The sequence below is a fragment of the Actinomadura madurae genome (genome assembly GCF_900115095.1).
Taxonomy (GTDB): Bacteria; Actinomycetota; Actinomycetes; order Streptosporangiales; family Streptosporangiaceae; genus Spirillospora; species Spirillospora madurae.
Window position 1 is genome coordinate 37,929 of record NZ_FOVH01000008.1, and the last position, 13,462, is coordinate 51,390.

At 72.2% G+C, this 13,462-nt stretch carries 14 protein-coding genes; 5 read left to right on the forward strand and 9 right to left on the reverse strand.

Annotation, left to right across the window (positions count from 1 at the left end; translation table 11 throughout):
• Positions 1 to 3: 3 nt before the first annotated feature.
• Complete coding sequence (locus tag BM339_RS47800; protein WP_021598022.1) at positions 4 to 168, forward strand: DUF1059 domain-containing protein; 165 nt, start codon at positions 4 to 6, stop codon at positions 166 to 168.
• A 298-nt stretch (positions 169 to 466) separates the two neighbouring features.
• Positions 467 to 1,354 carry an endonuclease/exonuclease/phosphatase family protein gene (locus BM339_RS22230; protein ID WP_075022098.1) on the forward strand — a complete coding sequence of 296 codons (888 nt, stop codon included), beginning with the start codon at positions 467 to 469 and terminating at the stop codon, positions 1,352 to 1,354.
• Positions 1,355 to 1,357: 3 nt separating this feature from the next.
• Here the strand turns inward: BM339_RS22230 and BM339_RS22235 are convergent, their stop codons facing one another.
• The 5 genes from BM339_RS22235 to BM339_RS22255 form a co-directional block, all read right to left on the reverse strand.
• Positions 1,358 to 2,197, reverse strand: a complete 840-nt coding sequence (locus tag BM339_RS22235; protein ID WP_075022099.1) for an alpha/beta fold hydrolase — start codon at positions 2,195 to 2,197, stop codon at positions 1,358 to 1,360.
• Positions 2,198 to 2,327: 130 nt separating this feature from the next.
• The gene (locus BM339_RS22240; RefSeq protein WP_021598019.1) at positions 2,328 to 3,251 is read right to left on the reverse strand and encodes an ABC transporter substrate-binding protein; all 924 of its coding nucleotides are present in this window, start codon (positions 3,249 to 3,251) and stop codon (positions 2,328 to 2,330) included.
• 16 nt (positions 3,252 to 3,267) lie between these two features.
• Entirely contained in the window at positions 3,268 to 3,954 is a 687-nt protein-coding gene (locus tag BM339_RS22245) for an ABC transporter permease (protein WP_021598018.1), read from the reverse strand.
• Positions 3,951 to 4,598, reverse strand: coding sequence for an ABC transporter permease (locus BM339_RS22250; RefSeq protein ID WP_021598017.1), 648 nt, complete (start codon positions 4,596 to 4,598; stop codon positions 3,951 to 3,953). The genes BM339_RS22245 and BM339_RS22250 overlap by 4 nt, the downstream gene beginning before the upstream one ends.
• A complete protein-coding gene (locus BM339_RS22255; RefSeq protein ID WP_075022100.1) occupies positions 4,598 to 5,782 on the reverse strand; it encodes an ABC transporter ATP-binding protein in 1,185 nt (394 codons plus the stop codon). The genes BM339_RS22250 and BM339_RS22255 overlap by 1 nt, the downstream gene beginning before the upstream one ends.
• Before the next feature lie 159 nt (positions 5,783 to 5,941).
• Here BM339_RS22255 and BM339_RS22260 point away from each other — a divergent pair, with 159 nt between their 5' ends.
• Entirely contained in the window at positions 5,942 to 7,405 is a 1,464-nt protein-coding gene (locus tag BM339_RS22260; RefSeq protein ID WP_024935882.1) for an aromatic amino acid ammonia-lyase, read from the forward strand.
• A 3-nt stretch (positions 7,406 to 7,408) separates the two neighbouring features.
• Here BM339_RS22260 and BM339_RS22265 read toward each other — a convergent pair whose 3' ends face one another.
• On the reverse strand, positions 7,409 to 8,422 hold the full coding sequence (locus tag BM339_RS22265; RefSeq protein WP_021598057.1) for a LacI family DNA-binding transcriptional regulator: 1,014 nt from the start codon (positions 8,420 to 8,422) through the stop codon (positions 7,409 to 7,411).
• Between the two features lie 180 nt (positions 8,423 to 8,602).
• Between BM339_RS22265 and BM339_RS22270 the strand changes: the two genes are divergently transcribed.
• Positions 8,603 to 9,127, forward strand: coding sequence for a cysteine dioxygenase (locus BM339_RS22270; protein WP_021598055.1), 525 nt, complete (start codon positions 8,603 to 8,605; stop codon positions 9,125 to 9,127).
• Positions 9,128 to 9,236: 109 nt separating this feature from the next.
• Here BM339_RS22270 and BM339_RS22275 read toward each other — a convergent pair whose 3' ends face one another.
• A complete protein-coding gene (locus BM339_RS22275; RefSeq protein WP_143118558.1) occupies positions 9,237 to 10,478 on the reverse strand; it encodes a hypothetical protein in 1,242 nt (413 codons plus the stop codon).
• The gene (locus tag BM339_RS22280; RefSeq protein WP_075022102.1) at positions 10,375 to 11,544 is read right to left on the reverse strand and encodes an acyltransferase family protein; all 1,170 of its coding nucleotides are present in this window, start codon (positions 11,542 to 11,544) and stop codon (positions 10,375 to 10,377) included. The genes BM339_RS22275 and BM339_RS22280 overlap by 104 nt, the downstream gene beginning before the upstream one ends.
• Before the next feature lie 146 nt (positions 11,545 to 11,690).
• Between BM339_RS22280 and BM339_RS22285 the strand changes: the two genes are divergently transcribed.
• Positions 11,691 to 12,458 carry an SGNH/GDSL hydrolase family protein gene (locus tag BM339_RS22285; protein ID WP_021598050.1) on the forward strand — a complete coding sequence of 256 codons (768 nt, stop codon included), beginning with the start codon at positions 11,691 to 11,693 and terminating at the stop codon, positions 12,456 to 12,458.
• A gap of 39 nt (positions 12,459 to 12,497) precedes the next feature.
• On the opposite strand, the gene egtD is transcribed toward BM339_RS22285, so the two are convergent.
• Entirely contained in the window at positions 12,498 to 13,454 is a 957-nt protein-coding gene (gene egtD, locus BM339_RS22290; protein ID WP_021598049.1) for an L-histidine N(alpha)-methyltransferase, read from the reverse strand.
• Positions 13,455 to 13,462 lie beyond the last annotated feature (8 nt).

Genomic DNA, 13,462 nt, shown 5'->3' on the forward strand with positions numbered 1-13,462 from the left:
CCCATGACCCGCCAGGTTCGATGCGAATGCGGCTACGTCGCCCGCGGCGACACCGACGACGCCGTGATCTCCCAGGTGCTCGCGCACCTCGCGGCCGACCACCCCGAGCTCGTCGGCATCGAGACCGCCGACGACATCCGCGGCTGGATCGAGCTGCTCCCCGACTGACGGGCCGTCCCGTGGACGGCCGTTCTCCGGTGATCGAGCAGCGGCGTGCCACGAGCGCGGATCTCGCGCCCCGGCAATTCGAACGACTTTCTCCGAACGAGAAATGCAAAGGCCATCCGAATTCGTCGTGACCGCGAGAAGACGGCCAAATTAACTATTAAGAATGGACAAAAAAGATAAGACGATCTATGCTCAATGTGGCAGCAGGGACGGCGGGTGGCGACATGACGACGGCGCAAGGCGGCCTGCCCCGGCACCGGACGGCGCCGCGGGCCTCCGGGGGACGGTGAGCGGGGGGATGCTCGGACGCGTCCTCCGCCGCAGGTGGTTCTGGCCGGTGGTCGCGGCGGCGGCGATCGTCCTCATCTCCGGGTTCGTGCTGGCCGAGCCGAGGGCGGACGGCGACGGGACGATCCGCGTGATGACCTACAACCTGCGCGGCGTGAACGAACCGCCCCCGAGGGACTGGAAGACCCGGCGGCCGCTGGTCGAGCACCTCCTGGACGAGCACGACCCGGACCTGCTCGGCGTCCAGGAGGGGCGATGGCGGCAGATCCGCGACCTCGCCCGCCTCCTGCCGGACTACGGGTGGATCGGGCTGGGCAGCCAGGGCGGCACCCGCGACCAGTTCCTGTCGATCTTCTACCGGAAGCAGCGGTTCGAGGTGCTGGACTTCGACCACTTCTGGCTGTCCGACACCCCCGCCGTGATCGGCTCGGCCACCTGGGGCAACCGGTACGTCCGGATGGTGACGTGGGCCAAGTTCCGCGACCGGCGCACCGGGAAGGTGCTCTACCAGGCCAACACGCATCTGGACAACCTGTCCGCGGAGTCCCGGGTGAAGAGCGCCCGCCTGATCCTCGACCGCGTGCGCGACTTCCAGGCGGGCGCGCCCGTCATCCTCACCGGCGACTTCAACGCGGCGGCCGGGGCGTCGCCGGTGTACTCGATCCTCACCGGGCCGGACGCCTTCCGCGACACCTGGACGGCGGCCGAGCGGCGCGGCCCGCTGTACGGCACCGAGAACCACTACCTGCCCCCGCGGCGCGACGGCGAGCGGATCGACTGGATCCTCGCGCGGGGACCGGTCAGGACGGTCTGGTCCGAGGTCGACCCGTACCGGGCCGGCGCGATCTACGCCTCCGACCACCATCCGGTGATCGCCCGGGTCAAGATCTCCCCCTGACCGTCACGAGGCCAGGAAGCCGAGCAGGGCCGCGGTCAGCTGGGCCGGGCGGTCCTCGGGCAGCAGGTGCCCGGCCTCCCCGATGACGCGCAGGCCCGCGCCGGGGATGAGGGCGGCGAGTTCCCGGCCGCGGTCGGCGGGGACCCACCCGTCGTCGGCGCCCCAGCACACCAGGACCGGCAGGTCGATGGCGGCGTAGCCGGCCCGGATGCGGTCGATGTAGGACGGGTCGTCGCGGCGCTGGACGAGCTGCCGGTAGAAGGCGTCCTGACCGTCCGCGCCCAGCCACGGGGCCGTCAGGGCGTCCAGCACGTCCGGGTGCAGGCCGGGCGAGCTGGCCGTGGCGACGTACTCGCGGAGCAGGGCCCGGTGCAGCGGCCCCGGCAGCGACCGGAACACGCCGGCATGCTCGCCGACCACGGCGAAGAACCCGCTCCCCCACGGCGGCAGCGACACCGCGTCGACGAGGGCCAGCCGCCGGTAGGCGACGCCGCGGTCCACGTGCGCGCCGAGCGCGACCGCACCGCCGGAGTCGTGCGCGACGACGTCCGGACGCGCCAGTCCCCAGTGCTCCAGGAGTTCGGCGAAGGCACCGGCCAGGGCGTCCAGGGAGAGATCCTGCCCGTCGGCCATGGACGAGGCGCCGTAGCCGGGCATGTCGAAGACGTACACCGAGCGGGCGGCCGCCAGCGCGCGGGCGACGTCACGCCAGATGAACGAGGAGAACGGCGTGCCGTGCACCAGGACGACGGGCTCGGCGTCCGGATCGCCCAGGCGCTCCCATCGGATCTCCCCCAGCGTGCCGCCGAAGCCCTTGCCCAGCGTCCACTCGTCCGGTGACATGCCCTCTCCCTGTGCCGTGCGGATCCGCCATCCGTGTCCCTGCCCGCCTCGCCTACGGATCAACGCCGGAGCGGCGAGCATGCGAAAGCCCGCCGCACGGGCGTGCGGCGGGCTTTCCCGAGCATGCGCGTCAGACGAGGCCGGCCTTCTTGAGCCAATCCTCGGCGACCTTCTCCTGGTCGTCCTTGTCGATGGCGACCCGCTTCATCATGTCGAGGAGGTCCTGGGTGGTGAGCTTGGCGGAGACGGCGTTCAGAGCCGCCTTCGCCTCCTCGTTCACCGCGGACTTGTTGATGAGCGGCGTGACGTTCTGGGCGCTGAAGACGTTCTCCGGGTCTTCGAGGACGACCAGCTTGTTCTCCTGGATCGTCGGGTCGGTGGTGAACAGGTCGGCGGCCTGGATCTTGTTCTCGGTGAGGAGCTTCACCAGGGTCGCCTGGGCGCCGGCGTCGAACGGCTGGAACTTCTTGAACTCGAGGCCGTAGACCTTCTTCAGGCCGACGAGGCCCTGCTGCCGCGTCTTGAACTCGGACGGGCCGGCGATGGTGAGGTCCTTCGCGACCGGCTTCAGGTCCGCGATGGACTTCAGGTTGTACTTCGCGGCCGTCTGCGGGTTGACGGTGACCGAGTCCTTGTCCTCGGCCTGCGCCGAGTTCAGGATCTCGACGGAGGGCGGCAGCTTCGCCTTCAGCTCCGTGTTGATCGCGTCGGTGGTGGCGGCGGTGCTGTTCTCGTCGACCGACGTGGTCAGCAGGGCGCCGTTGTACTCGGGCATCACGCTGATGCCGCCCTTGACGACCTGGTCGTAGTAGATCTCGCGGGCGCCGATGTTGAACTTGCGGGTGACCTTGACGCCCTTGGCCTCCAGGGCCTGCGCGTACAGCTCGGCGAGCAGGTTGCTCTCGGGGAAGTTGGCGCCGCCGACGGTGACGGTGCCGTTCCCGCCGCCCCCGGCGAGCGGGTTCTCGTCGTCGCCGGAGTCCCCGCCGCCGCAGGCGGACAGCGTCAGTGCGGCCACCAGGCCGACGACCGCGCCACGGATGAGTTTCTTCATTGTTCTATTCCTTAGATCAGGAGGAACGGGGGGAACCGAGCAGGCCCGGCGAGACGACGACGCGGCGCAGCGCCGCGAAGGCCAGCTGGACGATGACCGCGAGCAGCACCACCAGGACCGTGCCGCCGACGACGAGCTGGTAGTCGTTGCGGGCCAGGCCGTCGATGATGTAGCGGCCGAGGCCGCCGAACCCGGGGTAGGCGGCGATGGTGGCGGTGGCGACGACCTGGATCGCCGACGTGCGGAGCCCGAGCAGGATCAGCGGCAGCGCCATCGGCAGCTCGACCCGCCCCAGCACGCCCCAGCCGGTCATGCCCATGCCGCGGGCCGCGTCCTTGGCGTCGGCGTCGACGCCCCGGACGCCCTCGAACGTGTTGACCAGGATCGGCGGGACGGCCAGCGCCACGAGCGCGACCAGCACCGGCGTGATGCTGTACTCGATCACGACGACGAACAGGATGAGCCCGAAGGTGGGGATCGCGCGGGCGAAGTTCGCGAGCGTGATCGCCAGGAAGCCGCCGCGGCCGGTGTGGCCGATGAGCAGGCCGACCGCCAGCCCGATGACGGCGGCGCAGAGCAGCGACACGCCGCTGTAGTAGACGTGCTGGAGCAGTCGGTGCGGGATGCCGTCGCCGCCGTGCCACTGCGACGACGCGGTCAGCCACGTCCAGAACAGGTCGATCTGGTGCCACACGTCGTTCATGAGGTCTTCCTCGCCCTGGCCCAGGGGGTGAGCAGGCGCTGGACGGCGACCAGGATCGCGTCCGTGACCAGGGCCAGCAGGATGATCAGGACCGTCGCGGCGACGATCTGCGTCTGGAACTGGAGCTGGTAGCCGCGGATGATGTCGGCGCCGAGCCCGCCCTGGCCGATCAGCTGGCCGACGGCCACGAGGCTGATGGACGAGACGGCGGCGACGCGCGTCCCGGCGATGACGATCGGCACGGCGATCGGCAGCTCGACCCGCAGTAGGCGCCGCAGCGGCCCGAAGCCCATCGCGGTGGCCGCCTGCCGGACGGGCTCGGACACCGACGCGAGGCCGTCCACCACGTTCGGCACCAGCACCGACAGGCTGTAGAGGGTCAGCGGGATCATGACCGTGGCCGCGGTGAGGCCGGTGTAGTCGATGAAGAGCATGAACAGCGCGAGCGACGGGATCGCGTACAGCACGTTCGAGATCGTCAGCGTCGGCGGGTAGAGCCAGCCCCAGCGGCGGCACAGCACGCCGAGCGGCAGCGAGATGAGCAGCCCGAAGACGACCGGCAGCAGCGCGAGCCGCAGGTGGATGAGGGCGTGCTCGGTGAGGGTGTCGGTGTGCTCGCCGATCCAGCCCCAGTCGATGTCCATCAGCCGCGGTCCTTCGACAACGACGGCGCCTCCGCGCCGTCGTCGTCCTCGGCAACCGCGTCGTCCTCGGCAACCGCGTCGTCCCCGGCGGCTCCGTTCGCGGTCCGGGCGCCGTGGGTGGGGACGGCGAGCAGGTCGGTGCCCGCGGCGGTGCCGGCCACCGCGCCGGTGGCGTCGACGCCGACCGCCAGCCCGGACGGGGACAGGACGGCCGCGTCCAGCGCGACCCGCACCGAGTCGGCGCCGACCTGGAAGGTGGGGCCGACCGGGCTGAGCGGCGCCTCCCCGAGCGGCCCGGCGGCCTCCGCCGGGCGGACCCAGCCGAGGGGCCTGCGCTCGTCGTCGACGACCAGCACCCACTCCAGTCCGGCGGCCTCCGCCGCGCCGGCGCTCGCCGGGCGGATCGCGTGGTCGCTCAGCCGGAGCCCGTCCGTGCCCGCGAAGGACAGGGTTCGGATCCCGCGGTTCTGGCCGATGAAGCCGGCGACGAAGTCGTCGGCGGGGTGGGCGAGGATGTTCTCGGGGCTGTCCAGCTGCACGAGCCTGCCGCCGGTCTGGAACACCGCGATCCGGTCGCCGAGCTTGATGGCCTCGTCGATGTCGTGGGTGACGAACACGATCGTCTTGTGCAGCTCGTCCTGGAGGCGCAGGAACTCGTCCTGCAGCTCCGCGCGGACGACGGGGTCGACGGCGCTGAACGGCTCGTCCATCAGCATGATCGGCGGGTCGGCCGCGAGCGCGCGGGCGACGCCGACGCGCTGCTGCTGGCCGCCGGACAGCTGGAACGGGTACCGCTTGCCCATGGACGGGTCGAGCCCGACCCGCTTCATGAGCTCCGCCGCCCGGTCCCGCGCCTCCTTCTTGTTCCAGGACAGCAGGTAGGGGACGGTCGCGATGTTGTCGATGATGGTGCGGTGCGGGAACAGCCCGGCGTGCTGGATGACGTAGCCGATGCCGCGCCGCAGCTCCGCGGGCTTGCGCTCCCGCACGTCCCGCCCGTCGATGAGCACGCGCCCGGACGTGGGCTCCACCATCCGGTTGATGGTCCGCAGCGCCGTGGTCTTGCCGCCGCCGGACGTGCCGACGAACACGGTGATGCGCCCGGTGGGGCATTCGAGGCTGACGTCGTCGAGCGCGACGGTGCCGCCCGGGTAGCGCTTGGTGACGCCCTCAAAGGTGATCAACGATTCACGTCCTCGTCGGGCGCCCGCGACGCCGGTGATCGATTCGGCCTTCTCCCCAACCGTAACCAGTGGGTACCGTCATTTCAGCATCCCGGCATGTCCGGAAACTTCCGATCTGGAGCATAACTACCGGGAAACCCGGGAAAGTAGCGTTGCGGCGTGGAGAACAGCCGAATCGTTATCGATGGGACGAATCTCACCTGCGCGCTGGTCGTGCGCGCGGCCCGCGAGGACGTGACGGTCCTCACCGCGCCCGAGGGCGTCGAGCGGGCCCGCGCCGCGTGGCGGGTCGCCCGCGAGGTCGCGGCGTCGCAGCCGGTGTACGGGCGGACGACCGGTGTCGGCGCCAACCGCGTCGTCGACGTGGAGTGGGAGGACGCCGACGCGCACGGCCTGCGGCTCCTGCGCAGCCACGCGGCGGGCGCCGGGCCGCTGGTCGCGCCGGAGATCGTCCGGGCGATGCTCACCGTCCGGCTGAACCAGATCGCGGCGGGCGGCTCGGGGGTGGAACCGGGCGTGCTGCGCGCCCTCGCGGACGTCCTCAACCTGGGCCTGCTGCCCCCGGTCCCGGTGTACGGGGCGATCGGCACCGGCGACCTGACGGCGCTGGCCTCCACGGCGCTGTGCCTGCTCGGCGAGCGGTCGTGGCTGGCCGGGCCGGACGGCGTCCAGGAGCGCGGCCCCGGCTACCGGCTCCGCTCCGCCGACGCGCTGGCGTTCATCAGCTCCAACGCGGCCACGCTCGGGGAGTCGGCGCTCGCGGTCGCCGACCTGCGGGAGGCGCTCCGCGCGTCCACGGTCGTCGCGGCGCTGTCGCACTTCGCCGTCCGGGGCTCGGAGGAGCCGTACGCGCAGCCGGTGCAGGACGCGTGCCCGCACCCGGGCCAGCAGGAGGCCGCGGCGGCGATGCGGGCGCTGCTCGCCTTCGACCGGCCGGCCCCGATGCGCATCCAGGACCCCTACGGGTACCGGGCGTTCCCGCAGGTGCACGGGCCGGCGCTGGAGGCGGCGGGATACGCCGAGGAGGTCGTCACCCGCGAGATCAACGCCGCCGCCGAGAACCCCCTCGTCGACGTCCCCGGCAGGACGGTCTGGCACAACGGCAACTTCCACACCGCCTACGCCGGCCTCGCCCTCGACGCGGCCCGCGCCGCCCTGTTCCAGACGATGGCGCTCGCCGCCGCCCGCCTCGGGACGCTCGCCGAGCCGTCGTTCACCGGCCTCTACCCGTTCCAGGGGGAGACCGAGGCGTCCTCCGGGATCATGATCCTGGAGTACGTGGCGCACTCGTGCCTCGCCGACGTCCGGCGCCTCGCGACCCCGGCGGCGCTCGGCAGCGCGGTGCTGTCGCGCGGCGTCGAGGAGCACGCGGGCTTCTCCACCCAGTCGGCCCGCGCGACGACCGACGCCGTCGCCGCCTACCGGCTCGGGCTGGGCTGCGAGCTGGTCGCCGCCGTCCGGGCGCTGCGGATGCAGGGGCGCGCGCCGTCCGGCGGGCCGCTCCGGTCGGCGGCCGACCTCGCGGAGTCGGTCCTCGACCCGCGCATCGAGGACCGGCCGCTGGACGCCGACATCGCCGCCGCCGCGGACCTGCTCCCCCACCTGGCCCGGCTCCATCCCTGACCCTCAGCCCGCCGGCTCGGGCTCGCCGGTGGACGCGCGCACGCGCAGGGACGGCTCGCGGACGACGCGGCGCTTGCGGGGCTTGCCGTCGATGACGTCGACGACGAGCCGGACGGCGGAGTGCACGATGCCGTCCATGTCCCAGTCGACGCTGGTCAGCGGCGGGGTGAGCAGCTCCGACATCGGGTGGTTGTCGTACCCGCAGACGGCGACGTCGCCGGGGACGGCCAGGCCGAGCTCGCGGGTGGCGGCGTAGACGCCGTAGGCGATCGAGTCGGCGAAGCAGAACACGGCCGAGGGGCGGTCGGATCCGCCGAGCACGCCCAGGGCGACCTCGGTGGCCTCGCCGAGCGACTGCGGCACCACGACCACGTCGACCCGCAGGCCGAGCCGCTCGGCCTCCGCGTTGACGTGCACGTCGGCGGGACGGTCGGGGGTGCTGGCACGGGTCGGCGTGAAGACGGTGACGCGGCGGTGGCCGAGGTCGCGCAGGTGCTCCAGCGCGAGCGTGACGCCGCGCCGGTTGTCGAACACGACCTCGCCCTGCGACTGGCCGCCGTGCAGGGCGTCGCCGATGGACACCACGGGGATCGTCCCGGCGAGCTCGGTCCACAGCGCGGCGGACGGGTCGAGCGGCTGGACGATGAGCCCGTCCACCCGCTGGTCGCGCAGCCGCCGGGCGAGGGCCAGCTCCCGCTCGGGATCGCCGCCGGCGTCCACGATCAGGGCGTACCGGTCGCGCGCGAGCAGCGCCCGGCCGATGCCGACCGCGAGGGACTGCTGCCAGTAGTCCTCCAGGGAGCCGCACAGCAGCCCGACCTGGTCGGTGCGGCCGCTGGCGAGGGCGCGGGCGATCGGATGGGCCTCGTACCCGAGCTCCTCGGCCGCCGCGCGGACGCGCTCCTGCGTCTCCTCCGAGGTCTGGATGCCGCGCAGCGCGTACGACACCGCCGCGGGCGACAGCCCGGTCGCCTGCGCCACTTCGCGGATGGTCGCGCGCTTGCGCTTCTCCGACATCCCTCCAACCCTAGAGGTCGCCACCGACGAACCAGGGGACCCGTACTTGACTAATGATCGCTGAACCGGTTCACTGAAACGGTTAACTGATGCGGTTCAGTACCCCTGCCGGCGATGTCGCAGGGGATTCACGAGCGAAGCGGACCGCGACCGACGACCGTTTCGGAGAGGAGCGAACCCGTGTCTTCCGAGGTCCTGCCCCGCGCCACCGGCTTCGAGAGCCTGCCCGGCCGCCCCCTCGACAAGCGGGAGTTGCGCGAGCTGGTGGACGCCCTGGCCGAGCAGCCCGGCCTGTGGCGGCAGCACGTCGCGTTCCCGGAGGGGCGGCGCCACTACGCCTCCCTGTACCGGGACGAGCACGTGGACGTCTGGCTGCTGTGCTGGACGCCTCAGAACGACACCGGCTGGCACGACCACGACGTCTCGTCCGGGGCCGTCCGCGTCGTCGCCGGGGCCATCGAGGAGGACAACCCGCGCATCGGCGGCGAGCCCGTGCGGACCGTCGTCAATGAGGGGCGGTCGTTCTGCTTCGGCCCCGAGCACATCCACCGGCTCACCGGGGTGGACGACACCAGCGTCTCGATCCACGCCTACTCGCCGCCGCTCGTCCGGCTCGGCCAGTACTCCATCGACGCGTCGGGCGTGATGCGCCGGATGCCGGTCAGCTACACCGACGAGCTGCAGCCACCGGCGGACCCGGCCTGAGAGTGGAGCCCCCGGCGGGCCCGACCGGGGGAGATGGGCCCGCCGGGGGAAGCACGCCCGGCCGAAGCCCGCTCACATCGGCCGGACGCCCATACCCACTCAGCGCCCCTCACTTCGGATGTGTCACACCGCCCCGAGAGCGGGGAGCGGTCACCGGGGCGGCGGCCGGAGCCGTGCGAGCGCACCACCGGTCGGTGACGGCCGCCACGGCGATGACGACGGCGAAGCTTGTGGCGGCGCCTCGCAGGAGACCCGCCTCGTAGTAGGTGTCGGTCACCAGGCGCACGGCCGCGTAGCCGGTGGCCGCTCCGGCGAAAACGGCGACGAGGGCTTGGACGGCCCAGAGCGCGATGCGGGTCCTCGCTTCACCGGCGAGCGCGTCCCGGAGAGCGCACACCGCGGCGACCAGTGCGATGACCAGTCCGGCCGCCGCGGCGATGAGCGGGGTGCCGAAGTTCACGCCGTACCGGACGGCGAGCGCCGGGACGAAGAAGAGCAGCAGCGCCCAGCGCACCCCGAAGACAACGGACGACAGGGCCGCACCGCACTCGCTAGCGCTCACCCTGGACGACGCCCAGCGCGCTCCCACAAGAACGCACAAGGCGCTCGCCGCACCCGGCAGGCGTCCGCTCGTATGGCCGAGGTTGTAGAGCAAGGCCGTGTCGTACACGGTCAGCACCAGGTGCCCCAAGGCCCCGACGGAGACCGCGAAGAGCAGCATCTGCGCGAACGACAGGGTTCTGGAATCGGCGCCCTCCTGCCTGGCCAGCCACTGAAGAAGCAGTGGGGTCGCTATGGCGGAGCACACCCGAATGACGATGTCGTCCACCGTGTAGGGGTTGTGCAGATCCCACTCGACCGTGCAGAAGACGGAGGTGTACGAGATCGACGCCGCCCACACCAGCCACGAGCCGGCCAGGCGCCGGTAGAGCCCCCGATCCAGCCACCGCAGCACCGTGCAATAAGCCAGCAGGACGAGGGGCAGTTCAAGGAACGCCTGCACCCGCAGTACGGACGGCGCCAGCAACTCCGGCAGCGGAAAGTGGTCTGCCAGGCCGCGCATGGCAGGGCCGTCCTCAAGCGCGAACCAGCCCTCCGGCAGGTATCTGGCGATGAACGAGGCGTCCCCGCCGTGCACGCGCAGCACGTACACGTTGAACAGCACCTGGTTCACATAGACCAGCAGCACTACCAGGCCAAGGAAGACCTCTGGGCGAGCCCAGCCACGGGTGGAGCCGGGCGGAGGGTCAGTGGTGTCCCGCGTCAACCGGGGTGCGAGCGCGAGGCTCAGCGCCGTCGACACCAGGACCGCCCCGTCCACCCCGATCGCCCCGTCCACCCCGATCGCCATGGCCGACCAAGGTAGACGCTTGCGCGGGCGGGCGCATCGGCTCCAGCGACGCCTTGAGGCGCGCGCGCATCCACGCCGCGCCGGGACGCTCGACCAGGCGATGCACCGCGTAGGCGGCCAGCAGCGAGACCCCGACGGTCACCGCGAGCGCGGCCCACCTGCCGAGTTCCGGGTAGACCGCGTCCAGCAGCGGAAGCGCGAACTGCGAGTGGACCAGATACAGCGGGTACGTGAGCGCCCCCAGCACGGTGAGGCCCCGCCAGCGCAGCCGGTGCAGCCGGCCGGTCGCGACGAGGATCATCACCGCGAAGATCGCCGTGATGACGGCGCCGGCCGCCATCTCGTTCGCGCCGCGGAAGACGTGCTCGGCGCGCCAGGCGCCCCAGTGCAACGCGATCAGGTAGCACACGGCCACGTAGCCCCAGAGCAGCAGCGTCGGCCCGAACCGGTGGATCATGTAGAGCGCCATGCCCGCGATGAAGTAGCAGCTCCAGGTCGGGATCAGCATCACCTGGAGCAGATCGCTGCCGGCCTCGTCGGCGAAGATCCCGCCGAGCAGCCAGGCCGCCATGAAGACCAGGCAGGAGCGGTAGGTGATGCCGATGGCGGCGAGGACGGCGGCGAGGACGTAGAAGTGCAGCTCGACCCAGAGCGTCCAGTAGACGGCGTCGACGTTCTTCAGGCCGAGCCCGCCCTGCAGCATGGTCAGGTTCGGGACGACCAGCCCCGGTACGCCGTGCCCCAGCCGGAACACCGCGTACACGGCGCCGCCGAGCAGAACGCTCACCCAGTACGCGGGCATCAGCCGGACCAGCCGGGACACGCCGAACTCCCCTGGGCCGCGCCCCCACGCGCTCATCAGGATCACGAACCCGCTGATCATGAAGAACAGGTCGACGCCGAGGTAGCCGAACCGTGTGACCGGGGCGATCTCGGGGAACACCTCCCGTGCGGGGGCCGGCCACGCGCCGGCGCCGCCGAATCCCGTGAAGTGATAGAGCACCACCGCCAGCGCCGCCAAGAAGCGCAGCAGATCGAGTTCGCGCAGCCGTTCCCGTCGGGTCACCGCGGAACCCTCTCGCCGCCGGGTGGCCCGTCCCGGGCCGCGAAGTGAACGGCGGATGTCGTCCAGGCCGCGATCGCACATCGCCCACGGCGGCGGCGGAGGGTCAGTAAGATGCGGATGGTCTCCCGAATATTTGGTGGTTCTCCATGACATCTCGCCGCACCCGACGCGGCGCGGCGACCCTGGTGCTGTGCCTGAGCCTGGTGGCGGTCTCCGCGCTCGCGGGCTGCTCGCTGCTCGCGGAGTCGGTGCACGAGCGGGCGGCGGCGGACGGGCCGAAGAAGGACGGCGCGTCCCGCAAGGCCCCCTCGGTGGTGATGTTCCTCGGCGACAGCTACACGGTCGGGGACCGGGGCGTCGAGCCGGAGTCGACGTACGCGTCCGCGACGGCGCGGCTGCTCGGCTGGCAGGTCGTGGTGGGCGGGAGGTCCGGCACCGGCTTCGTCGTCCGGGGCCGCACGCCGTACGCGTTCCTCGGCCAGTTCGAGAGCCAGCTCGGCTGGCGTCCGGCGCCCGACATGCTGATCGTGTCCGGCGGCCACAACGACTGGCGGACCCCGGCGCCGCAGGTCGCCGCGGCGGCGCACCTGCTGCTCCAGCGCGCGAGGCAGCGCTGGCCCGGCACGCACATCGTGCTGATGGGCCCGCTCTGGGGGACGGGCACGCCGGTGCCGGGCGCGGTCGCGGTCCGGGACGCGCTGAAGAACCTGGCCGGGCAGGTCGGCGTCCCGTTCGTCGACCCGATCGGCGAGCAGTGGATCACCGGCGACCTGGTGACCGGGCAGGGCAACGCGCCGCGGCTCATCAAGAAGGACCGCACCCATCCGACGCCGGCGGGCCACCTGTACGTGGCGACCCGCCTGGCGGCGGACCTCAAGCGGATGGGCCTCGCGCACCCCGTCCGCAAGGGCTGACCCTCGGCCGGACGCGCCGACTCGGCCGGACGGGCGACCTCAGCCGGACGCGGGCCGCGCGAGGGTGAGGGAGAAGTCGCCGGCCTCGTCGGTCCAGAACCGGGCGAGCTCCATGCCCGCGGCGCCGAGCTCGGCCGCCATCCGCTCCCGCCGGAACTTGGCGGAGATCTCGGTGCGCATCTCCTCCCCCGCCGCGAACGACACCTCCAGGTCGAGGCCGCCGACGCGGACGTCCTGGTCGCGGACGGACCGCAGCCGCATCTCGATCCACTCCTCGGCCGCGTCCCAGACCGCGACATGCTCGAACGCCTCCGGGTCGAAGTCGGCGCCGAGCTCCCGGTTGATGACGTACAGGACGTTGCGGTTGAACTCGGCGGTGACGCCGGCCGCGTCGTCGTAGGCGCGGACGAGCCGTCCCGGGTCCTTGACGAGGTCGGCGCCGAGCAGCAGGAAGTCGCCGCCGGCCATGGTGGCGCGCAGCCCGCCGAGGAACCCGATCCGCTCGGCGGCCGGCATGTTGCCGATGGTCCCGCCGAGGAAGGCGATGAGGCGGCGGTCCCCGCCGGGCAGCAGGTGCAGGTGCTGCTCGTAGTCGGCGACGACCGTCCGGACGGTCAGGTCCGGGTGGTCGGCGGCGATCCCCGCGGCGGCCTCCTCCAGGAAGTCGCCGCTCACGTCCACCGGCACGTAGGCGCGGAGCGTGCCGGCCAGGGCGCCGAGGAGGAGCCGGGTCTTCTCCCCCGACCCGGCGCCGAGCTCCAGCAGCGTCCGGGCGCCGGTGACCGCGGCGATGTCGGGCGCCCGGGCGACGAGGATCTCCCGCTCCCGCCGGGTCGGGTAGTACTCCTCCAGCTTCGTGATCTCCTCGAAGAGCGCGCTGCCGCGCTCGTCGTAGAACCACTTGGGCGGCAGGGTCTTGGGCGTGCCGGTGAGCCCGTCCCGGACGTCCTGGCGGAGCGTCTTGGCGAGGTCGTCGGCGGTCAGGAACCGGTCCACGTGGTTCT